The 22,110-nt window shown below is 72.3% G+C and carries 18 protein-coding genes and 2 pseudogenes; 5 read left to right on the top strand and 15 right to left on the bottom strand.

Features of this window, described 5'->3' with window-relative positions; all coding sequences use genetic code 11:
* Window positions 1-17: 17 nt before the first annotated feature.
* The gene (locus FGF04_RS05220; RefSeq protein ID WP_149510039.1) at window positions 18-1,244 is read right to left on the bottom strand and encodes an arginine deiminase; all 1,227 of its coding nucleotides are present in this window, start codon (window positions 1,242-1,244) and stop codon (window positions 18-20) included.
* A gap of 165 nt (window positions 1,245-1,409) precedes the next feature.
* Here FGF04_RS05220 and FGF04_RS05215 point away from each other — a divergent pair, with 165 nt between their 5' ends.
* Together FGF04_RS05215 and FGF04_RS05210 are read left to right on the top strand one after the other, a co-directional pair.
* Window positions 1,410-2,447, top strand: a complete 1,038-nt coding sequence (locus tag FGF04_RS05215) for an SPFH domain-containing protein (RefSeq protein WP_149510038.1) — start codon at window positions 1,410-1,412, stop codon at window positions 2,445-2,447.
* Window positions 2,444-3,145 carry a hypothetical protein gene (locus FGF04_RS05210; protein ID WP_149510037.1) on the top strand — a complete coding sequence of 234 codons (702 nt, stop codon included), beginning with the start codon at window positions 2,444-2,446 and terminating at the stop codon, window positions 3,143-3,145. The genes FGF04_RS05215 and FGF04_RS05210 overlap by 4 nt, the downstream gene beginning before the upstream one ends.
* Window positions 3,146-3,238: 93 nt before the next feature.
* Here the strand turns inward: FGF04_RS05210 and FGF04_RS05205 are convergent, their stop codons facing one another.
* From FGF04_RS05205 to FGF04_RS05170, 8 genes are all read right to left on the bottom strand, one after another.
* Window positions 3,239-5,863, bottom strand: a complete 2,625-nt coding sequence (locus tag FGF04_RS05205) for a polynucleotide kinase-phosphatase (protein ID WP_149510036.1) — start codon at window positions 5,861-5,863, stop codon at window positions 3,239-3,241.
* Window positions 5,860-7,440, bottom strand: a complete 1,581-nt coding sequence (locus tag FGF04_RS05200) for a 3' terminal RNA ribose 2'-O-methyltransferase Hen1 (protein WP_149510035.1) — start codon at window positions 7,438-7,440, stop codon at window positions 5,860-5,862. Before FGF04_RS05200 ends, FGF04_RS05205 begins: the two co-directional genes overlap by 4 nt.
* Before the next feature lie 269 nt (window positions 7,441-7,709).
* On the bottom strand, window positions 7,710-8,630 hold the full coding sequence (locus FGF04_RS05195) for an LLM class F420-dependent oxidoreductase (RefSeq protein WP_149510034.1): 921 nt from the start codon (window positions 8,628-8,630) through the stop codon (window positions 7,710-7,712).
* A gap of 203 nt (window positions 8,631-8,833) precedes the next feature.
* Window positions 8,834-9,289, bottom strand: coding sequence for a DUF6099 family protein (locus tag FGF04_RS05190; RefSeq protein WP_149510033.1), 456 nt, complete (start codon window positions 9,287-9,289; stop codon window positions 8,834-8,836).
* A gap of 190 nt (window positions 9,290-9,479) precedes the next feature.
* Window positions 9,480-9,833, bottom strand: coding sequence for a nucleotide pyrophosphohydrolase (locus FGF04_RS05185; protein ID WP_149510032.1), 354 nt, complete (start codon window positions 9,831-9,833; stop codon window positions 9,480-9,482).
* A 57-nt stretch (window positions 9,834-9,890) separates the two neighbouring features.
* Window positions 9,891-10,325, bottom strand: a complete 435-nt coding sequence (locus FGF04_RS05180; protein WP_149510031.1) for a cell division protein SepF — start codon at window positions 10,323-10,325, stop codon at window positions 9,891-9,893.
* Between the two features lie 107 nt (window positions 10,326-10,432).
* Window positions 10,433-10,885 (bottom strand): arsenate reductase ArsC, encoded by a 453-nt coding sequence (locus tag FGF04_RS05175; protein WP_149510030.1) that lies wholly within the window; start codon window positions 10,883-10,885, stop codon window positions 10,433-10,435.
* 48 nt (window positions 10,886-10,933) lie between these two features.
* Window positions 10,934-11,344, bottom strand: coding sequence for an ArsR/SmtB family transcription factor (locus FGF04_RS05170; protein ID WP_149510029.1), 411 nt, complete (start codon window positions 11,342-11,344; stop codon window positions 10,934-10,936).
* A gap of 157 nt (window positions 11,345-11,501) precedes the next feature.
* Between FGF04_RS05170 and FGF04_RS05165 the strand changes: the two genes are divergently transcribed.
* The gene (locus tag FGF04_RS05165) at window positions 11,502-11,930 is read left to right on the top strand and encodes a Fur family transcriptional regulator (protein ID WP_149510028.1); all 429 of its coding nucleotides are present in this window, start codon (window positions 11,502-11,504) and stop codon (window positions 11,928-11,930) included.
* Window positions 11,931-12,033: 103 nt separating this feature from the next.
* Window positions 12,034-14,265 (top strand): catalase/peroxidase HPI, encoded by a 2,232-nt coding sequence (gene katG, locus FGF04_RS05160; protein WP_149510027.1) that lies wholly within the window; start codon window positions 12,034-12,036, stop codon window positions 14,263-14,265.
* Window positions 14,266-14,348: 83 nt separating this feature from the next.
* On the opposite strand, the gene FGF04_RS05155 is transcribed toward katG, so the two are convergent.
* The 4 genes and pseudogenes from FGF04_RS05155 to FGF04_RS40890 form a co-directional block, all read right to left on the bottom strand.
* The gene (locus tag FGF04_RS05155; protein WP_149510026.1) at window positions 14,349-15,362 is read right to left on the bottom strand and encodes a DNA topoisomerase IB; all 1,014 of its coding nucleotides are present in this window, start codon (window positions 15,360-15,362) and stop codon (window positions 14,349-14,351) included.
* Between the two features lie 105 nt (window positions 15,363-15,467).
* A complete protein-coding gene (locus tag FGF04_RS05150; protein ID WP_149510025.1) occupies window positions 15,468-16,658 on the bottom strand; it encodes a spore photoproduct lyase family protein in 1,191 nt (396 codons plus the stop codon).
* A gap of 79 nt (window positions 16,659-16,737) precedes the next feature.
* Window positions 16,738-16,956: pseudogene (locus FGF04_RS40895) on the bottom strand (ANTAR domain-containing protein); the annotation flags it as partial.
* 69 nt (window positions 16,957-17,025) lie between these two features.
* Window positions 17,026-17,916 (bottom strand): annotated as a pseudogene (locus FGF04_RS40890) (DUF308 domain-containing protein); the annotation flags it as partial.
* A 181-nt stretch (window positions 17,917-18,097) separates the two neighbouring features.
* Between FGF04_RS40890 and FGF04_RS05140 the strand changes: the two are divergent.
* Window positions 18,098-19,507 (top strand): DUF2252 domain-containing protein, encoded by a 1,410-nt coding sequence (locus tag FGF04_RS05140; protein ID WP_149510023.1) that lies wholly within the window; start codon window positions 18,098-18,100, stop codon window positions 19,505-19,507.
* A 59-nt stretch (window positions 19,508-19,566) separates the two neighbouring features.
* Here FGF04_RS05140 and FGF04_RS05135 read toward each other — a convergent pair whose 3' ends face one another.
* Both FGF04_RS05135 and FGF04_RS05130 read right to left on the bottom strand, forming a co-directional pair.
* Window positions 19,567-20,088 (bottom strand): hypothetical protein, encoded by a 522-nt coding sequence (locus tag FGF04_RS05135; protein ID WP_149510022.1) that lies wholly within the window; start codon window positions 20,086-20,088, stop codon window positions 19,567-19,569.
* A 64-nt stretch (window positions 20,089-20,152) separates the two neighbouring features.
* A complete protein-coding gene (locus FGF04_RS05130) occupies window positions 20,153-21,973 on the bottom strand; it encodes a glycoside hydrolase family 15 protein (protein WP_149510021.1) in 1,821 nt (606 codons plus the stop codon).
* Between the last annotated feature and the right edge of the window lie 137 nt (window positions 21,974-22,110).

The raw sequence follows: 22,110 nt of genomic DNA, 5'->3' as shown, positions 1-22,110 counted from the left end.
CCCCCTCCACCTTCGGGTCAGCCCACCGGGTCGCGCTGGACCGGGCAGCTCATGCAGCGCGGGCCGCCCCTCCCCCGCCCCAGCTCGCTGCCCGGGATCTCGATGACCTCGATGCCCTGCTTGCGCAGGTGGGTGTTGGTGGTCTGGTTGCGCTCGTATGCGACGACGACGCCGGGCTCGACCGCGAGGACGTTGCAGCCGTCGTCCCACTGCTCGCGCTCGGCGGCGTGGACGTCCTGGGTGGCGGTCAGCACGCGGATCCGGTCCAGGCCGAGCGCCGCGGCGATCGCGCGGTGCATGTGCTCCGGCGGATGGTCGGTGACCTTCAGCTCCTTGTCGCCGACGCCCGGTTCGATGGTGTACGAGCGGAGCATGCCGAGGCCCGCGTACTGGGTGAAGGTGTCGCCGTCGACCATCGTCATCACCGTGTCGAGGTGCATCAAGGCACGCCTCTTGGGCAGGTCGAGGGCCACGATCGTCCGCGCGGAGCCGGCGGCGAAGAGCTTGTGCGCCAGCATCTCCACGGCCTGCGGGGTCGTCCGCTCGCTCATACCGATGAGCACGGCGCCGTTGCCGATGACGAGCACGTCGCCGCCCTCGATGGTGGAGGGGTAGTCGACCTGACCCTCGGACCACAGGTTGAAGGACTCCGCGCGGAACAGCGGGTGGTGCCGGTAGATCGCCTCGAAGTGCACGGTCTCGCGTCTGCGGGCGGGCCAGCGCATGGCGTTGATGGAGACGCCGTCGTAGATCCAGGCGGAGGTGTCGCGGGTGAAGAGGTGATTGGGCAGCGGTCCGAGGAGGAAGTCGTCGAGGTCCATGACGTGGAAGCGCACCGAGGTCGGCTCGGGGTGCACCTCAAGGAACTCCCGCTTGGTCATCCCGCCGACCAGCGCCTCGGCCAGCTCGGCGGCGGGCAGCCCCTCGAAGGCGGCCCGCAGGTGGTCGGTGGCGAGCGGCCCGTACTCCTTCTCGTCGAAGACGCGGTCCAGGACGAGCGACCGGGCCTCGGGGAGGGCCATGGCCTCGGTCAGCAGGTCGCCGAAGAGGTGGACGGCGACGCCGCGGTCGCGCAGGACGTCCGCGAAGCCGTCGTGCTCGGCGCGCGCCCGGCGCACCCAGAGCACGTCGTCGAAGAGGAGGGCGTCCTTGTTGCTGGGGGTGAGCCTCTTGAGCTCGATGTCCGGCCGGTGCAGGATGACGCGGCGCAGCCGCCCGGTCTCGGAGTCGACGTGGAATCCCATGACTCCATCCTGACCAGCGGGGGCCGGGTTGACCCACCGGTCGGCACTTTCTTCGCCCACTCGTTCGCCTTGACGCCCACTCTCCTATTTATAGTCCTCTTGACTATAAATAGGAGGGTGGTTATCGTCGACCAGACGACAAGCGAGGGGGAACGAGGAGATCCGATGGCCGACATCACCCGGCGCCTGGGCTGGCGCCACCTGCGCGGCGCCCCGACGGCGCACATCCGGCACCACCGCGGCGGGGAGTTGCTGCACGACGGTCCCGGACTCAGCTTCTGGTACCGCGCGCTGAGCGCCGCGCTGTCCGAGGTGCCGGTGGACGACCGCGAGCTGGCGATGACGTTCCACGCCCGTACGTCCGATTTCCAGGACGTGGCGGTGCAGGCGACCGTCACCTACCGGGTCAGCGACCCGGCGCTCGCCGCGGCGCGCCTGGACTTCTCCGTCGACCCCGACACCGGGGTGTGGCGGGGCGCCCCGCTGGAGCAGCTGGGCACCCTGCTGACCGAGACGGCCCAGCAGCACGCGCTGGACGTACTGGCCCGTACGACGCTGGCATCGGCGCTGGTCGACGGCGTGGCGTCGGTACGGGAGCGGGTCGCGGCGGGGCTCGCCGCGGAGCCGCGGCTGCCGGCGACCGGCATCGAGGTGGTGGCCGTACGGGTGGTCGCCCTGCGCCCGGAACCGGAGGTGGAGCGGGCCCTGCGCACACCGGCCCGCGAGCAGATCCAGCAGGAGGCGGACCGCGCGACGTACGAACGGCGGGCCGTGGCCGTCGAGCGGGAGCGCGCGATCGCCGAGAACGAGCTGGCGAGCCAGATCGAACTCGCCCGGCGCGAGGAGCAGTTGGTCGACCAGCGGGGCACCAATGCCCGCCGCGAGGCGGAGGAGCACGCGGCGGCGGACGCGGTGCGCGCCGACGCGGAGGCCGCCCGCTCGGTGAAGCTGGCCGCGGCGGAGGCCGAGCGGTCCGTCCGGCTCGCGCGGGCCGAGGCGCAGGCCGCGCGCGAGGTCGGCGAGGCGCGGGCCGAGGCCCAGGCCGCCTGGCTGCGGGTGCACGCCGAGGTGGACGTGGCCACCCTGCACGCGCTGACCGGGACGCGGCTGGCGGAGAACCTGCCCAGCATCGACAGCCTGACCGTCTCGCCGGACGTGCTGACCGGCCTGCTGGCCAAGCTGGGTGTCCGGGACGGGACATGAGCCTCGCCCCGCGGGTCGTGATCGCGCACCGGACCACGGAGTACGAGGAGCTGGTGGCCCACCACGGCACGCACGGGCAGGCCGCCTTCTTCCTCTCCTCCCGCGGCCGGGACATCGAGGAGGTCGCCGAACGCCACCGCCGCACCCGGCGCGCGCTGGCGGACGTAACCTCCGCGATTCCGCTGACGTGGCGTCAGAGCCGGGTGGAGCGGGCCGATCTGGACCGGTTCCTGTTCGCGCCGGAGGACGTGGTGGTCGTGGTCGGCCAGGACGGGCTGGTCGCGAACGTGGCCAAGTACCTGGACGGGCAGCCGGTGGTGGGCATCGACTCGGACCCGGGCCGCAACCCCGGCGTCCTGGTCCGCCACCGGCCGGCGTCCGCGGGCAAGCTGCTGCGCGCGGCCTTCGCCTCCGGCACGGGTGCGGACGAACTCACCATGGTCGAGGCGGTGGCCGACGACACGCAGCGGCTGCTCGCCCTGAACGAGGTCTACCTGGGCGCGGCGGGGCACCAGACGGCCCGGTACCGCCTGGGTCTGGACGCCGGTGACGCCCGTGACGCCGACGGTGGAGGTGTCGTCGAGGCCCAGGCGTCGTCCGGGGTCGGGGACGGCATGGAGGGCGACGCACTGGAACTGACGTGGGGACAGACGGTACGGGTGGGGGTGTGCGGACGCCGGCTGCGGCTGCTGGGCTGACTTCCCTCGCCCCCGCCGCCCCTTCCCGTCCCGACCCTGGGGCGCAGCCCCAGGGTCGGGACGGGAAGGGGCGGCGGGGGCGAGGAAACCCTCCTACAACCGTGGGTCCACCGGTTCCGATTCCAGGGACAGGATCCCGAACACCGCCTCATGCACCCGCCACAGCGGTTCGCCGTCCGCGAGGCGGTCCAGGGCCTCCAGGCCCAGGGCGTACTCGCGCAGGGCCAGGGAGCGCTTGTGGTTCAGGGAGCGGGACCGCAGGCGGTCCAGGTTCTCGGGGCGGGTGTACTCCGGCCCGTAGATGATCCGCAGGTACTCCCGCCCCCGGCACTTGATGCCCGGCTGGACCAGCCGGCCCTGGCCGGAGCGCACCAGCGCGCCCAGCGGCTTGACCACCATGCCCTCGCCGCCGCGGCCCGTCATCTCCAGCCACCAGTCGATCCCGGCCCGCACCGAGTCCGGGTCGGCCGTGTCGACGTAGAGGCGGCGAGTGGTCGCCAGCAGTCCGGACGGGTCCGCCGTCACCAGCCGGTCGAGCAGGGCCAGCTGCTCGTCGTGCGGCACGCCCGCGAGGCTGCGCCCCTGGGTGGCGAGGATCTGGAAGGGGGCCAGGCGCACCCCCTCAAGTCCGGACGTAGGCCAGCAGTAGCGCCGGTAGGCGTCGGTGAAGGCCGCCGCGTCGGCGGCCCGTTCCCGCTGCTCGGCCAGCAGGTCCGTCACGTCGACGCCCCGCGCCGCCGCGCCCTCCAGCGCCGCCACCGCCCCCGGGAACACCGCGCCGGCCGCGGCGCCCACGGCGGCGTACTGCGAGCGCAGCAGTCCCGACGCCTTCAGCGACCAGGGCAGCAGCTCGGCATCGAGCAGCAGCCAGTCCGTGCGCAGCTCCTCCCACAGGCCCGCCTCCGTGACGGCCTCCCGCACCCGTCCGAGGATCTGCTCGGTGAGAGAGGGGCCTTCGGGCGAACCCTCCGCCGAGGGCGGGAAGAAGGGACGCCCCGTACGGGTGTACAGCGCGCCGGTCACCCCCGCCGCCCCGAACCGGTCCCGCGCCGTCCCCTCGTCCCGGCACACCAGCGCCACCGCCCGCGACCCCATGTGCTTCTCCTCGCACACGACCCGCGCGACGCCGTCCGCCCGGTACTGCTCGAACGCCTCGGCCGGGTGCTCCAGATAGCCCTCCACCCGCGAGGTCGCGGTGGGCGCCATGGTCGGCGGCAGGTACGGCATCAGGCGTGGGTCCACGGCGAAGCGGCTCATGACCTCAAGGGCCGCCGCCGCGTTCTCCTCGCGCACGGCGACGCGCCCCGCGTGCCGGGTCTCCACGACACGGCGGCCGTGCACGTCCGCGAGGTCGAGCGGCCGTCCCTCGTGTCCGCCGGGGGCCTCGGAGGCCAGCGGCCTGGCCGGCTCGTACCAGACCCGCTCGGCCGGTACGTGGACGAGTTCGCGTTCCGGATAGCGCAGCGCGGTGAGCTTGCCGCCGAACACGGCCCCGGTGTCCAGGCAGATGGTGTTGTTGAGCCAGGTGGCCTCCGGCACGGGGGTGTGGCCGTAGACGACCGCCGCCCGGCCCCGGTAGTCCTCGGCCCACGGGTAGCGCACCGGCAGCCCGAACTCGTCGGTCTCGCCGGTGGTCTCGCCGTACAGCGCGTGCGAGCGCACCCGGCCCGACGTACGGCCGTGGTACTTCTCCGGCAGTCCCGCGTGGCAGACGACGAGCTTGCCGCCGTCGAGGACGTAGTGGCTGACCAGCCCGTCGATGAACTCCCTTACCTGCTGCTTGAATGCGTCGCTCTCGTTCTCCATCTGCGCGATCGTCTCGGCGAGGCCGTGGGTGGGCCGGACCTGTCGGCCCCTGAGGTGGCGGCCGAACTTGTTCTCGTGGTTGCCCGGTACGCACAGCGCGTCGCCCGAGCCGACCATGGACATCACCCGGCGCAGGACGCCCGGGGAGTCCGGGCCGCGGTCGACGAGGTCGCCGACGAACACGGCCGTACGTCCCTCGGGGTGCACGCCGTCGGCGTAGCCCAGCTTGCCGAGCAGCGACTCCAGTTCGGAGGAGCAGCCGTGGACGTCGCCGATGATGTCGAACGGGCCGGTGAGGTGCGTCAGGTCGTTGTACCGCTTCTCGGTGCGGACCTCGGCGTTCCCGGCCTCCTCCGCACCCCGCAGGACGTGCACCTTCCGGAAGCCCTCGCGCTCCAGGTGGCGTAGCGAGCGGCGCAGTTCGCGGATGTGGCGCTGGATGACCCGGCGCGGCATGTCGGCGCGGTCGGTGCGTGCGGCGTTGCGCGCGGCGCACACCTCCTCGGGCACATCGAGCACGATGGCGATGGGCAGCACGTCGTGCTTCCTGGCCAGCTCGACGAGCTGCTTGCGGCTCTCCTGCTGCACGCTGGTGGCGTCCACGACGGTGCGCCGGCCCGCCGCGAGCCGCTTGCCCGCGATGTAGTGCAGGACGTCGAAGGCGTCGCCGCTGGCGCTCTGGTCGTTCTCGTCGTCGGCGACCAGGCCGCGGCAGAAGTCCGACGAGATCACCTCGGTCGGCTTGAAGTGCTTGCGCGCGAAGGTGGACTTGCCCGAACCGGAGGCGCCGATCAGCACGACCAGGGAGAGGTCGGTGACGGGCAGGGAACGAACCTTGTTGTTGTCGGTGTCGCCGGTGTTGCCAATGCTTTCGGCGTTCTCGGCACTCTCGGCGTTCTCGGTGCTGGTCATGCGGCCTTCTCCTCCTTCTTCTCTCCGCTCGCGTTCTCAGGCTTCTCCGGCTTCTCCGGTTTCTCCGTCAGGACCTTGAAGACGGCCATCTGGGTCGGGGGCCCGACCTCCGGGTCGTCGGGGCCGACCGGCGCGAACTCCACGGCGTACCCGTGCCGTTCGGCCACCGTGCCCGCCCAGGTCCTGAACTCCGCACGCGTCCACTCGAACCGGTGGTCGCTGTGCCGGACGTGGCCGGCCGGGAGCGTCTCCCAGCGGACGTTGTACTCGACGTTCGGCGTCGTCACGATCACGGTCCCGGGGCGCGCGGAGCCGAACACCGCGTACTCCAGGGCGGGCAGCCTCGGCAGGTCGAGATGTTCCACGACCTCGCTGAGCACCGCCACGTCGTACCCCTTGAGCCGCTTGTCGGTGTACGCGAGCGAGCCCTGGACGAGCCGGACGCGTCCCGCCTGCCGCTCGCCCATCCGGTCCAGCTTGAGCCGCCGCGAGGCGACGGTGAGCGCCCGCATCGACACGTCGACCCCGACGATCTCGGTGAACCGCGTGTCCTTCAGCAGCGCCTGCACCAACTGCCCCTGTCCGCACCCGAGGTCCAGGACCCGTGCGGCTCCGGCGGCGCGCAGCGCGTCGACGATCGCCTCCCGCCGCCGGACGGCGAGCGGCACCGCCTGCTCCTCGGCGGATCCGGCAACCCCGGCAGCCTCGGTGGCCCCGGACTCCTCCGCCGAGGAGTCCGCCGACCCCTCCGCCGACTCGTCCACCGGTTCCTCCACCGCGTTGTCGATCTCCTCGACCGCGCTGTCGTCCGTCTCCGCGAGCCGGACCAGCTCCAGGCGCTCCGTGGCCTGCCGGGTCAGCGACCAGCGGCGCGCCAGATAGCGGCTGGTGATCAGCTTCTGCTCCGGGTGGTCCGGCAGCCAGCCCTCGCCGGCCCGCAGCAGCTTGTCGACCTCGTCGGAGGACACCCAGTAGTGCTTGGCGTCGTCGAGCACCGGCAGGAGGACGTACAGGTGCCGCAGCGCGTCGGCGAGGCGCTGCTCCCCCTCCAGTACGAGGCCCACGTACCGCGAGTCACCCCATTCGGGGAACTCGCTGTCCAGCGCAACCGGTTCGGCGCGCACCGTCCAGCCGAGCGGTTCGAAGAGCGCGCGTACGAGGCCGGCGCCGCCGCGGGCCGGCAGCGCGGGCACCTCGATGCGCAGGGGCAGCGGACGGGCGGGCAGCTCGGGCCTGGCCCGGCACACGCCCTTCATCGCGCTGGAGAACACGCTGCTCAGCGCCACGGCGAGCAGGGAGGAGGCGGCGTACGGGCGGTCGTTGACGTACTGCGCGAGGGCCGCGTCCGGGGCTCCGCCGCGGCCCTTGCCCTTGCCGCGCCGGACCAGGGCCACCGCGTCGACCTCCAGGAGCAGCGCCGCCGTGCAGCGCTCCGCGCTCGCCTCGGGGTAGACGACGTGCGCCGTGCCGTAGGAGGTCGGGAAGGCCTGCGCGTTGTCGGGATGCTTGTGGAGCAGGTAGCCGAGGTCGGTCGCGGGGCGCTCCGGGGCGCCGGTCGTACTGATCGTCAGGAACACGCTGGCCTCGCTACGTTTTCGAAACGCCCGGTCCGCGGGGCCGTGTGCCGTCGGACCCGTCCGTGGACCGGGTACGCGCGCACGCCGGACACCGGCGAACCGTCGTGGTGGGAGTGCGCGCTTCCGAACTGTTGTTCAGGGCTCCGCGCGCTCACACAACGTACAGCGAGGGCCTGCGTCGCAGGCAGGTATTTTCCCCCAGCCGTCCACCCCGGCCGTCCGCTCCGGGGTGACCTCGGGGTGGCCCCGGGGCGGACGGCCGCGGGAACTCAGAGTTGGGACTGGACCTGGGACGAGATCAGTTCCAGGTGGTCCAGGTCGTCGAGGTCCAGGATCTGGAGGTAGATCCGCTGGGAGCCGACCTCCGCGAAACGGCCGATCCTGTCGACGACCTCGGCCGGGGAGCCCGCCAGGCCGTTGGCCTTCAGCTCCTCCACCTCGCGGCCGATCGACGCCGCCCGGCGGGCCACCTCCGCGTCGTCCTTGCCCACGCACGCGACGAGCGCGTTCGAGTAGACGAGGTCGCTCCCCTTGCGGCCGGCCTGCTCCGCGGCGGCCCGCACGCGGCCGAACTGGCGCTCGCTGTCCTCGACCGACGCGAACGGCATGTTGAACTCGTCGGCGTACGTGCCCGCGAGCCGCGGCGTACGGGACGCGCCGTGGCCGCCGATGAGCACCGGCACCTTGGCCTGCGCGGGCTTGGGCAGCGCGGGCGAGTCGGTGAGCTGGTAGTGGGTGCCGTCGTAGGAGAACGTCTCGCCGACCGGGGTCGCCCACAGGCCGGTGACGATCGCCAGCTGCTCCTCCAGGCGGGCGAACTTCTCCTTCGGGAACGGGATGCCGTACGCCTTGTGCTCCTCCTCGAACCAACCGGCGCCCAGGCCCAGCTCGACCCGGCCGCCGGACATCTGGTCGACCTGGGCGACCTGGATCGCCAGGACTCCGGGGAGGCGGAACGTGCCGGCCGTCATCAGGGTGCCGAGGCGGATCCGCTTGGTCTCGCGGGCCAGTCCGGCGAGGGTGATCCAGGCGTCCGTCGGGCCGGGGAGGCCGTCCGCGGAGCCCATGCGGAGGTAGTGGTCGGAGCGGAAGAAGGCGTCGAAGCCGAGGTCTTCCGTCGCCTTCGCGACGGTGAGCAGGGTGTCGTAGGTGGCCCCTTGCTGGGGCTCGGTGAAGATTCGAAGATCCATGGCGTCCATCCTGCACGGTCGGGTCTCCGACGGGACCATTGACGCCGCCCGGCCGTCCGGTGCCGGGTTTCTTCGCCCCCGCCGCCCCTTCCCGTCCCGACCCTGGGGCTGCGCCCCAGACCCCCCGTCGCGCTACGCGCTCCCGCGCAGTTCCCCGCGCCCCTGAGTACCTAGGGGCGAGGGAAAGCCCGGGCCGGTGGCCCCTACGCCGGTTCCTGGTCGCGTACCGCGAGTCTTCGTAGCATCTCCAGGACCCGGTCGCGCGACTCGTCCGCCGCGTCGATCGCCTCCATGCACTGCCAGTACATCGCCTCGTCCACCGCCCCGCAGCCGACCCCGACCAGGGCGATGCCGACCTCCGCGAGCAGCCCGCCCAGCTCGACCAGCGCGAGCCGCGCGTCGCCCAGGTCGGTCAGCCGGGCGGCCCGCATGCTGCCGACGTCGAGCACGGGCGCCCCGAGGATCCCGCACCCCCGGCCCGCCAGCTCCGTCAGCCCCAGTGCCTCGCCCCGTAACTCCGGCGGGCCGGACACCGCGAGCCTGCTGCCTATCGCCTGGGCGAGGGCATGGGCCTGCCAGGCCTCCGCCATGGTCCCGGAGGCGTCGCCGCTCCTCATCAGGGCACACCTGCTCGCGCCGATGAGCCGCACCGCATCCATCCGCTGTCCCCGTCTGTCCCGACGCGCTGACCGCACGCCTGCCCGAACTCCGCCTGCCACTACCCAGAGTGAGGTGTGTCGGGACGAAAAGCCAGAGGAAGTCTGAAATCTGCGGACACGTAATCGAATTTGAACAGATCAATAACTACTGTCAGTGACAATCGGAATTGTTGGTCCCTTTTCCCGCCCGTCACGCCCGAGTTGGCGGAGTTGGTGGAGTTGGCGGGAGCGGGAACCTCGTCTCGTTCCGGTCGATCTTCGCGTCCAGCTCCGCGAGGGGGTCGACGCCCAGCACCTCGCACAGCTGGAGCAAGTACGCGAGCACGTCGGCGACTTCGTCCCGTACGCGCGGGGCCCTGTCCGGGTCGTCCATCACCCGGGCCGACTCCTCCGGGGTCAACCACTGGAAGATCTCGACGAGTTCGGAGGCCTCCACGCTGAGCGCGGCGACGAGGTTCTTGGGCGTGTGGTAGGGCTGCCAGTCGCGGGCGGCCGCGAACGCGGCCAGCCTCCGCTGCAGGGTCGCCACATCGAGTTCGGTCACGGCCCCAGGTCTACCACCGGCCGCACACCCACCGGCCGCACACCCATCAACCGCCGTTCAGACGCCGGGGATGCCCGCGCTCTCCATCAGTCCGCCCACCTCGGTGCCCGGCGGCGTGAGCAGGAAGACGTTCCGGTCGACCCGGTGCATCCCGCTCGCGAGGCCGAACACCACGCCCGTACTGAAGTCGAGTACGCGCTTGGCGACGTCCGCCTCGGCGCTGGTGAGGTCGAGGAGGACCGGGATCCCGGCCATCAGCGTCTCGGCGACCTCGCGGGCGTCCGCGAAGATGTTGACGCGCAGCACCACGAAACGGCGCCGCGTCTCGGTCTCCGCGTCCGGCATCGAGCGGTGGTCCACCGACGACGGCCAGGCGTCCCGGCCGCGCAGGGGTACTACCTGGGCGAGCCCTTCCCACTGTTCATCGGTGACGTCGTGGCTGTTCACCGGCTCCCCCCGCCCTGAATCGTCCTGATTGCCTGCCCCCGCCATTGTTGCGCATGGTCACCCGTTCGGCCGAATGCGACACGGACCGCAGTTGACCGACCGTAACCTCCGGGAGCCCCGCACACCGGGTCGACTGCCCCTGTGTGACGGGCCTAACGCCTCAGGATCTCGGCGATCAGCCCCTCGACGAGGACCTTGATCTCGTCGCGGATCGGCCGTACGGCCTCGACGCCCCGGCCGGCCGGGTCCTCCAACTCCCAGTCCAGGTAACGCTTGCCGGGGAAGACGGGGCAGGTGTCGCCGCACCCCATGGTGATGCAGACGTCCGACGCGCGGACCGCGTCGGCGGTGAGGACCTTCGGGGTCTGCGCGGAGATGTCGATGCCGACCTCCGCCATGGCCTCGACGGCGGCGGGATTGACGGCGCGGCCCGGATCGGAGCCGGCCGAGCGGACCTCGATGCGGTCGCCGGCCAGGTGGGTCAGCCAGGCGGCGGCCATCTGGGAGCGGCCGGCGTTGTGGACGCAGACGAACAGGACGGACGGCTTGTCGGTCGTGGAGCCGGTGGCGGTGCCGGTCGTGGCGTCGGGCGTGGCGTCGGCCATGGTGATCGCTTTCTCTTCGCGCGGCGGAATCCGGCGGAACCCGGCCGGTCAGGCCGCGGGCGGCACGGACGGCGCGGACGGCAGGGCCAGCAGCCTGCCCATCGCGGCGAGCACCGCGGGCTCGACCCGGTAGTACACCCAGGTGCCGCGGCGCTCGGAGGTGAGCAGTCCGGCCTCCCTGAGCTTCTTCAGGTGGTGGGAGACGGTCGGCTGGGAGACGCCGACGTCGGAGATGTCGCACACGCACGCCTCCCCGCCCTCGTGCGAGGCGACGGCGGAGAACAGCCGCAGACGGACCGGGTCGCCGAGCGCCTTGAACATCCGCGCCGCCGCCTCGGACTCCTCCACCCCCAGTGGCCGCTCGGCCAGCGGCGCACAGCACGCCGCCACGGCCACATCTTCACCACTGACCCCGGCCCCGGCTTCCAACAGCGGCAGCGCCCTCGTCGCGTTCGACATACGTCTATGTTGACATACGTCTAATCAGCGCGACACGGGCGACCTGACCTGCACACACGGGGCCACGAACCGGCAAACGTTACCCCAAGCCGACGTATCGAAACTTGCACCGTTCGTTTACTTGAACTGTTCGTGTTTATGTCAGTAGGTTGAGCCCATGCCCGCATCCCGGCCCCCGAACACCGCCGAAGAACTGCGCGGCGCGGGCCTCCGGGTGACGGCCGCCCGCGTCGCCCTGCTGGAGACCGTCCGCGACGGCGCCCACCTCGGGGTCGAGGCCATCGCCTCCGGAGTACGGGCCCGCGTGGGGCACATCTCGCTCCAGGCCGTGTACGAGGGTCTCCACGCCCTGACCACCGCGAAGCTCGTGCGCCGCATCGAACCGCCCGGCAGCCCGGCCCTCTTCGAGGGGCGCGTCGGGGACAACCACCACCACCTCGTGTGCCGCTCGTGCGGTGTCGTGGCGGACGTCGACTGCGCCACCGGGCACGCCCCCTGTCTCACCGCGTCCGACGACCACGGCTTCTCGGTCGACGAGGCCGAAGTCATCTACTGGGGCCTGTGCCCCGCCTGTTCCACCGCCTGACCCCCTCTCGCCTCACCACCGGTTCCACCCGCAGTTCCACCAGTAGTTCCTGATCCACAGCAGTTCCTGAGCATGTGATCCACGCCGTTCGGAAGGACTCCTTATGACCGACAACCATGACGCGATCGTCACGGACCCCAAGCCGGAGGGGACGGGGGGCTGCCCGGTCGCGCACGACCGCGCCCCGCACCCGACGCAGGGTGGCGGCAACCGTCAGTGGTGGCCCGAGCGCCTGAACCTGAAGATCCTTGCGAAGAACCCCGCCGTGGCGAACCCGCTCGGTGAGGAGTTCGACTACGCGGCCGCCTTCCAGAGCCTGGACCTCGCCGCCGTCAAACAGGACATCGCCGAGGTGCTGACCACCTCGCAGGACTGGTGGCCGGCCGACTTCGGCAACTACGGCCCGCTGATGATCCGTATGGCCTGGCACAGCGCCGGCACCTACCGCATCAGCGACGGCCGCGGCGGCGCCGGCGCCGGCCAGCAGCGCTTCGCGCCGCTGAACAGTTGGCCCGACAACGCCAACCTCGACAAGGCCCGCCGCCTGCTGTGGCCGGTGAAGAAGAAGTACGGCCAGAGCCTGTCCTGGGCCGACCTCATGATCCTCACCGGCAACGTCGCCCTGGAGACGATGGGCTTCGAGACCTTCGGCTTCGCCGGCGGCCGCGCGGACGTGTGGGAGGCCGACGAGGACGTCTACTGGGGTCCCGAGACCACCTGGCTCGACGACCAGCGCTACACCGGCGACCGCGAGCTGGAGAACCCGCTCGGCGCCGTCCAGATGGGCCTCATCTACGTCAACCCCGAGGGCCCCAACGGCAACCCGGACCCGGTCGCCTCGGCCCGCGACATCCGCGAGACGTTCCGCCGGATGGCGATGAACGACGAGGAGACGGTCGCCCTGATCGCGGGCGGTCACACCTTCGGCAAGACCCACGGTGCGGGCCCGGCGGACAACGTCGGCGACGACCCCGAGGCCGCCTCCCTGGAGCAGCAGGGCCTGGGCTGGAAGAGCAGCTACGGCACCGGCAAGGGTGGCGACACCATCACCAGTGGCCTTGAGGTCACCTGGACCAGCACGCCCACCCGGTGGAGCAACGGCTTCTTCAAGAACCTCTTCGAGTACGAGTGGGAGCTGACCCAGAGCCCCGCGGGCGCCCACCAGTGGGTCGCCAAGGACGGCGCCGGCGCCGGTACGATCCCGGACGCGCACGACCCGTCGAAGAGCCACGCCCCGAAGATGCTGACCGCCGACCTGGCGCTGCGCTTCGACCCGGCGTACGAGCAGATCTCGCGCCGCTTCTACGAGAACCCCGACCAGTTCGCGGACGCCTTCGCCCGCGCCTGGTACAAGCTCACCCACCGTGACCTGGGCCCGAAGTCGCTCTACCTCGGCCCGGAGGTCCCGGAGGAGACCCTGCTGTGGCAGGACCCGCTGCCGGCCGTGACGCACGAGCTGGTCGACGCCGCGGACGTCGCCTCCCTCAAGGAGCAGATCCTCGCCTCGGGCCTCACGGTCTCCGAGCTGGTCTCCACCACGTGGGCGGCGGCCTCCTCCTTCCGCGGCAGCGACAAGCGCGGCGGCGCCAACGGTGCCCGCATCCGCCTGCAGCCGCAGATCGGCTGGGAGGTCAACGAGCCCGACCGCCTCGCCTCGGTGCTGCGCACCCTGGAGGGCATCCAGGAGTCCTTCAACTCCGCCCAGCGCGGCGGCAAGCAGGTCTCCCTGGCCGACCTGGTCGTGCTCGCCGGCGCGGCGGGCGTCGAGAAGGCCGCCAAGGACGGCGGCGTCGAGATCGAGGTCCCGTTCACGCCGGGCCGCGCGGACGCGACGCAGGAGCAGACGGACGTCGAGTCGTTCGCCGCGCTTGAGCCGACCGCCGACGGGTTCCGCAACTACCTCGGCAAGGGCAACCGCCTGCCGGCCGAGTACCTGCTGCTGGACAAGGCCAACCTGCTGGGCCTGAGCGCCCCCGAGATGACCGTCCTCGTCGGCGGCCTGCGCGTCCTGGGCGCCAACCACGGCCAGTCGGCGCACGGCGTCCTCACCGACGCCCCGGGCACCCTGACGAACGACTTCTTCGTCAACCTGCTGGACCTGGGCACGACGTGGAGCTCCACCTCCTCGGACCAGACCACCTTCGAGGGCCGCGACGCCGCGACCGGCGAGGTCAAGTGGACCGGCACCCGTGCCGACCTGGTCTTCGGCTCGAACTCCGAGCTGCGTGCGCTCGCCGAGGTCTACGCGAGCGACGACGCGAAGGAGAAGTTCGTGAAGGACTTCGTCGCCGCCTGGACGAAGGTCTCGAACGCGGACCGCTTCGACCTGGTCTGATCCCGACCTGCGTCCGACGCCCGGGCCGGTCCACCTGGACCGGCCCGGGTTCCGTCTTTTTCGGGGGCCGACACGGTACGTGCTCACTCGGACAGCAGCCGCAGTACCGCCTCCTCCACCGGCTGGGTCGCGAGGCCGCCCGATGCGGGGACCGAGCCGAGGGACGCCAGGGCGGGGGCGATCGTCCTGCCCTCGTCGAAGAGTTCGAACAGGCGCGGGTTGATGTAGGAGGCGCGGCAGACGGACGGGGTGTTGCCGAGGTAGCCGGCGACCTCGCGCACCGCCCGTGCGGAGGCGCGCTTCCTGGCGGTCGGTGAGGTGCCGGCCACGTCGGCCGACACGGCGAGGGCGACGGCGGCGAGCACCGTGGCGTGCCAGGTGCGGAAGTCCTTGCTGCTGATGTCCAGGCCCGCGAGCTCGCGCAGGTGCCCGTTGAGGTCGGTGGCGGTGATCGTGTGCCAGCGGCGGGACGCGTAGTAGGCGAACAGGTGGTCGTCGTCGTCGCGGCGGCGCAGCAGGGCCCGGACGATGTCGTGCGCCTGGTCGTCGACGATCTCGCGGCAGTAGCGGCGCCCGCTCTTGGCCGCGTAGTCGAAGGCGACGGCGCCCCGCGGGCAGGTGACCTGGTGGCGCCGTACCGTCGTCAGGCCGTAGGAGTCGTTCGACTTCGCGTAGCGGTCGTCGCCGACGCGGAAGAATCCCAGGTCCAGCAGGCGGACGCAGAGCGAGAGGACCCGCTGCCGGGTCAGGCCGCGGTCCTCCAGGCCCTTGGCGGCCTGGCGGCGCACGTCGGGCAGCACGGCGCCCACCTCCAGGATGCGCTCGTGCTTGGCGGCCTCCCGCTGCTCGCGGAAGCGGGGGTGGTAGAGGTACTGGCGCCGGCCGGCCTCGTCCGTGCCCACCGCCTGGATGTGGCCGTTGGGGTACGGGGAGATCCAGACGTCCTGCCAGGCGGGCGGGATGACGAGGCCGCGTACGCGCTGCAGCTCCCGCTCGTCGCGCAGGGGCCGGCCCTTCGTGTCGAGGTAGCCGAAACCGCGGCCGTGCCGGCGCCGCCCGTAGCCGGGCTTCATGAGGTCACTCGTCCGGAACCGCATCGCGCTCCTCCTCGTCCGCCTGCGGGGCTGCGGCCCCTCAGCGACGTGGGTTCCCCTTCCCGCCCGCCTCAAAAGGCACGGTTCGTCCCGGGACGCGTAGCGGACTCAGAAGGCGTAGCGGATACGGAGCCACGGTGCGTGCCGCGCCAGCAGCTCCCGCAGGCGCGCCAGGGCCCGCTGCTTGGTCTCCAGGGCGTAGCGGACGTTGAGCGCGCCGTTCTGCGAGCGCTTGGTCTCCTGGATGTCCGGCTGCCAGAGCAGGTCCTCCGCGCGGGGGTGCCAGCCGAGGTTGACCTCATGGAGCGACCGGTTGTGGGTCAGCATGATGATCTCGGCCGCCGCCTGCTCCTTCACCCGGGCGGGCAGCACGTCGTCCAGGTGGACGAGCAGATCGGTCCAGTCCCGCTCCCACCCGGGGCGCAGCACCACGGGCGAGAGGTTGAAGTGGACCTCGTACCCGGCGTCGAGGAAGTCGGCCGCCGCGGCGATCCGCTCGGGGACCGGGCTGGTGCGGATGTCGAGCAGGCGGGCGTCGTCGGCCGGCATGACGGAGAAGCGCACGCGGGTGCGGCCCCGCGGGTCTAGCGCGAGCAGGTCGGGATTGACGAACTTGGTCGCGAAGGACGCCTTGGCCGTGGGCAGGGTCCTGAAGGCGTCGACGAGGTCGGCGGTGTTGTCGCAGACCAGCGCGTCGACGGAGCAGTCGCCGTTCTCGCCGATGTCGTAGACCCAGGCCTCGGGGTCGCACTGGTTGGGTTCGGTCTTGGGACCCTGGGCGCGTACGTGGCGCCGGACGTGGGCCACGATCGCCTCGATGTTGGTGAACAGGGTGATGGGGTTGGCGAACCCCTTGCGGCGCGGGACGTAGCAGTACGCACAGGCCATCGCGCAGCCGTTGGAGGCGCCCGGCGCGATCCAGTCGGCCGACCTGCCGTTGGGGCGCGTGGTGAGGCTCTGCTTGACACCGAGGACGAGGGTGTCGGTCTTGATGCGGGCCCAGCGGGAGATGTTGCCGTCGTTGCCGTGCAAGGCGGGGATGAGCCAGTGGCCGTCGACCTCGGTCACCTGCACGCCCGGCAGCCGGGACATGATCTGCTGCCCGCGCGGGGAGTCGAGGGCGGCCGGTTCGGCGTACACCTCCCGCACGTCGAGCATCCGGCGGGCCTGCGGGCTGTCCCGGAACGCCCCGTCCGCGGTCTTCGCGGGCGCGGCCTGTGGCGCCTCGCTGTCCGCCCAGTCGAACAATGTCTGCTGCTCGGGTCCCCCCGAGGCTGGTGCTTCCGCCGGCTGATCCACGTGCTTGTTCCTTTCCTCCTCAAGTGTCTCAGCCCGGGCGGATTCCGGTCGTGGCGGTGGTGGGGCGCCGGTTGCCCCGCTACTCGGCGTCGGTGTCCTGCCGCGGGGGCACGGCCGGGGGCCGCCCGCCGGGCACGGCGCCGGTGTCGATGACCTCCCGGGCGACGGCGCTGAGCAGGATCCGGTGCTGCCGGGCGTGGCGGCGCATGGCCTCGAACGCGTCGTTCAGGGTGGTGTTGCTGCGCGCGGCGAGCAGGCCCTTGGCCTGTTCGATGACGATGCGGCTCTGCAGGGCGGTGTGGAGCTGTTCGTTGACGGTGTCCTGCTGCTGGATGGTGCGGGAGTGCAGCAGACCGATGGTGGCGGCGTCGGCGAGCGCCTGGGCGAGGGCGAGGTCGTCGGCGGTCAGCGGGCGCTCGCTGGAGTCCAGGAGCAGCAGGCTGCCGATGGTCTCCTTGCGCAGCCGCATGGGCACCGCGGTGGCGAAGGCGTAGCCGGCCTGGCGCAGGTGCGCGGTGAACTCCGGCCAGCGCGGGCCCTCGTCGCCCGGGGTGTGCCCGTCGGCGGCGCGGGCCGTGCGGTGGGCCTCCACGGCGGGGCCCTGGACGCAGGCGGTCTCCAGGACGCGTTGCAGGGCGGGACTGGGGTCGCACCCCCTCTTCACCGCCGCCCGCCAGGCGATGGCGATCACCACCTCCACCAGGGCGAGCAGGACCAGCCACAGGCCGAGCAGGCGGGTCAGCGCCCGGGCCGACTCGGTGGGCAGGGCCAGCACCACGATGCCCGCGAGGATGCCGATCACCGCCGCCCCCAGGAGGAAGCCGCGGTGCGGCAGGTCCCCGGCGACGATGGCCGTGTAGAGCGTGAGGATGCCGGACACCAGCCAGACGACCCCGACGATCAGCGAGAGCGCGGCGACGGTCTGCAGCGGATTGCGCATGCAGAGCACCCCGGCCAGCACGTACAGCACCGCGAGGAGCAGGCCGGGCAGCCGTTCGCCCAGATCTTCGCGCGCGAAGGACGCGACGAACCGGAAGCCGCCCATCACCAGCAGGTACAGGCCGACCAGGACCCCGAGGACGTGCAGCGTCTCGTCCGGCCAGACCAGGATGAGGACGCCGGGCACGAACGCCGTCAGCGCCGAACCGAGCATCCACGTCCAGGAGCGCCCCAGCTTCCCCAGCGCCTGCGCCGGATCCGCCCCTGCGGACGGGGGCTCCGGTGCGGAACGCGGTGCCGCACCACCTGACACGGTCATGGCTCCTCCTCGCGCGGCCGACGGGGCACCGCGGGCAGACCGCCGGCGGGCGGCGGGGGMGACCCGGCCCGCCAGCGTCGCGCCGTCGCACCGGCCGCCGGATCACCCCCGGCGGGTGATCCGGCGCCGCCGGGACGGCGCTGAGGTGGGAGCGCAGACACGGGCTCAGGAGGTTCGCGCCATGGTCGTACCGGTCGCTTTCACGGCCTCCCTGTCCCCCGCCGAACGGGCGGCGTACGGCAGGGAAGCGCGCAAACGGGCCTCCCGTTCGTGCCACGGCTGGTTCGAGCCGGACCAGCAGCGGCCCGACCCCGTCGAGGTGATAGAGCGTCAGTCGGCCTCGCGGCTGCCGGAGTTGGTGCCGATCCGCTACGGACGCATGCTGGAGTCGCCGTTCCGCTTCTACCGGGGCGCGGCCTCGATCATGGCCGCGGACCTCGGGCCCGTCCCGGGCACCGGTCTGTCGGTGCAGCTCTGCGGGGACGCCCATCTGCTGAACTTCCGGCTGCTGGCCTCGCCCGAGCGTCATCTGGTCTTCGACATCAACGACTTCGACGAGACCATGGCCGGGCCGTTCGAGTGGGACGTCAAGCGGCTGGCCGCGAGCATCGCGATCGCCGGCCGGGCCAACGGGTTCTCGGCCAGGAAGCAGAACGAGGCGGTACGGGCCTGTGTGCGGGCCTACCGGCGCCGGATGCGCCGATTCGCCGGCATGAGCACGCTCGACATCTGGTACGCGCAGGACGACGCCGACCGGATGCGGGAACTGCTCGCCTCCTCGATGGACAAGCGGGCCAGGCGCCGCACCGCCGACGCGACGGCGAAGGCCAGGACGCGCACGCACCTCCAGGCCTTCGAGAAGCTCACCCGCGTCACGGCCGAGGGCCGGCGGATCACCCCCGATCCGCCGCTGCTCACCCCGCTGAGCAGCCTGCTCGCGGAGTCCTCGGGGGGCGACGAGGAGAAGGAGCTGCGCACCGTCCTGGACGGGTACGCGCGGACCCTGTCCTCGGAACGGCGGCACCTGCTGCGGCACTACCGGCTGGTGGACATGGCCCGGAAGGTGGTGGGCGTCGGCAGTGTGGGGACGCGCTGCTGGATCCTGCTCATGCTCGGCCGGGACGACGGGGACCCCCTGCTGCTGCAGGCCAAGGAGGCCCAGGAGTCGGTCCTGGCCCCCCACACGAACGGCAGCCACTACGACAACCAGGGCCGCCGGGTGGTGGCGGGACAGCGGCTCATCCAGACGACCAGTGACATCTTCCTGGGCTGGACCCATGTGACGGGCCTCGACGGCGTGGGCCGCGACTTCTACGTGCGCCAGCTGCGGGACTGGAAGGGGATCGCCCGGCCGGAGACCATGGACCCGGGACTCCTGCGCCTGTTCGGGCAGTTGTGCGGCGCCTGCCTGGCGCGGGCCCACGCCCGTTCCGGCGATCCCGTGGCCGTCGCCGCGTACCTCGGCGGCAGCGACCGCTTCGACCGCGCGCTCGCCGGGTTCGCGCAGGCCTACGCCGACCAGAACGAGCGGGACTTCGAGGCGCTGGGCGCGGCCGTGCGCAGCGGGAGGGTCACCGCCGAGAGCCTCTGAGCACACGGGCACACGGGGGTACGGGCATCCGGAGATGCGGGCATGCGGCCGCACCGCGTTCAGTGGGTCAGGAACAGCTTGCACGCAACGATCAGCAGGCCGAGCGCCAGGTTCACCGTCGCGGTGAGGGCCACCATGCGCCAGGAGGCCCCGGCGCGCCGTGCCGCGACGGTGGACCAGCCCACCTGACCGGCGACGGCGACGGCGAGCGCCACCCACAGCGTGGCCCGGATCCCGAGGCCGGCCAGGGGGCTGACCGCCACGGCGAGGGCCGGCGGGACGGCGGCGTTGACGATCGGCCACTCCTCGCGGCACACCCGCAGTGCGGCCCGGCGGTCCAGGTCCCGTTGCGCCAGCCGCGCGCCGAAGAGCTGCGCGTGCACGTGGGCGGCCCAGAACACCAGGGCGGTGAGCAGCAGCAACAGCACCAGCTCGACGCGGGGGAAGGAGCCGAGCGTGCCCGCGCCGATGAGCACGGAGGCCGCGAGCACGGATCCGTAGACGCCGCCGCTGAAGTCGGCCCGGGCCCGGCGCCCGGCGCCGCGCACCGTACGGGACGTGGCCTGTCCGGCACCGGACATCGTCGTCTCCCTTCGGCTCCCCGCACCCGCACCCGCCTCGCGCCCGTACCCGCGCACCGTGCCGTCAGCCGAGGGCGTCCATCTCGTGGTCGAGGGAGAGGGCGGCCGTGATGAGTGCCAGGTGGGTGAAGGCCTGCGGGAAGTTGCCGAGCTGTTCCCCGGTGGCCCCGATCTCCTCCGCGAAGAGGCCAGCGTGGTTGGCGTAGGTCAGCATCTTGTCGAAGCCGTACCGGGCCGGACCGAGCTGTCCGGCCCGCGCGAGCGCGTCGACGTACAGGAAGCTGCACAGGGAGAACGTGCCCTCGCTGCCGCGCAGGCCGTCCGGGGACGCCTGCGGGTCGTAGCGCTGCACGAGGCTGTCGGAGACGAGTTCCCGCTCCATGGCGGCGAGGGTCGACAGCCAGCGCGGGTCCTTCGGGGAGATGAAGCCGACGGAGGGCATGAGCAGCAGGGACGCGTCGAGGGTGGTGTCCTCGTAGTTCTGGACGAACGACCGGCGGCGGGTGCTCCAGCCGCGCTCCATCACCTGGCGCAGGATCGCGTCCCGGGCCATGGTCCACTCCTGGACGTCGGCGGGCCGGGCGAAGTCCCGGGCCATCCGGATGCCCCGGTCGAAGGCGACCCAGCACATGAGCCGGCTGTAGGTGAAGTCCTTCTGTCCGCCACGGGTCTCCCAGATCCCCTCGTCGGGCCGGTCCCAGGCCTTGACCAGCCAGTCGAGCACCCCGGACAGGGCCTGCCAGCCGTCGTAGGGCGGCGCGTCCCCGGTGTCGTGGACCGCCCGCGACAGGGCGAGCACCGCTTCTCCGTAGATGTCCAGCTGGAGCTGTCCCGCGGCGCCGTTGCCCGCGTACACCGGCGCCGATCCGCGGTAGCCCTCCAGGTGGTCCAGGGGCTCCTCCGCCAGCTCGGGGTCGCCGTCGACGCGGTACATGATCTGCAGGGGCTCCCCGCTGACCGTACGGCCCGCCCGCAGGCGGTCGCCGAGCCAGCCGCGGAACGCGTGGGCCTCCTCGACGTACCCCAGGTCCAGCAGCGCGCCGACCGACATCGAGCCGTCCCGCACCCAGGTGTAGCGGTAGTCCCAGTTGCGGCCCCCGCCGATCTGCTCGGGCAGGCCCATGGTGGGCGCGGCGACGGGTGCCCCGGTCGGCGCGTAGGTGAGCAGCTTCAGGGTGATGGCCGCCCTGTTCACCATGTCCTGCCAGCGTCCGTGGTAGCGGCTGCGGCGCACCCAGGCGTGCCAGAAGTCCCGGGTGTCCTCGAACAGGGCCATGACGTCCGGGTACGCGAGCGGCGGCACCGGGGTGTCGTCGGCATCGCCCACCGTCAGGACGACGGCCGCGGTCCCGCCCTCGCCCAGGGTCAGCTCGCTGTGGACGTCGTCGCCGTCCCGGCTCCACCGCACCGCGCCGACCGCCTGCAGCACGGCCCGGGCGCCGGGGGCGTCGAAGCGCACGGTGTCCCCGGTCAGGTCGACGCGGTGCCGGGCCCGGCCGTAGTCGAAGCGGGGCCGGCACCGCAGGGTGAAACGGACCCGGCCGCGGGTGACCCGCAGGATCCTGACCAGCCGGTGCCGGCCCGCCGCGTGCTCGGGGCGGTCCACCGGCATGAAGTCGACCACTTCGCCCACGCCCGACTCCGCCAGGAAGCGGGTCACCAGGACCGCGGTGTCCTGGAGGTAGAGCTGGACCGGGGGCCGTTCGGTGGCGGCGGACACGGTGAAGTGCCCGCCGCGGTCGTGGTCCAGGAGCGAGGCGAACACGCTGGGCGAGTCGAACCGGGGCGCGCACAGCCAGTCGACGGTGCCGTCGGAGGAGACCAGTGCGGCGGTCTGCAGGTCGCCGACCAGCCCGTGGTCCGCGATGGGTGGGTAGCGTCGCATGGGCGGTGCTCCTTCCGGGACGGAGCGGCGCCGGGCACCGCATGGCCCGGCGGGGTGGCGCGCCCCGCGACCGCCAACATCGCCGCCCGGTGTCCCCGGCGGCCTCCCCCGCCGCGGGTGAGCCGCCCGCGGGCCGC

The sequence above is a fragment of the Streptomyces apricus genome, from assembly GCF_008369065.1.
Lineage (GTDB): Bacteria > Actinomycetota > Actinomycetes > Streptomycetales > Streptomycetaceae > Streptomyces > Streptomyces apricus.
Note: the sequence above shows the minus strand (reverse complement) of the source record. Positions and strands in the feature narration are given on the sequence as shown.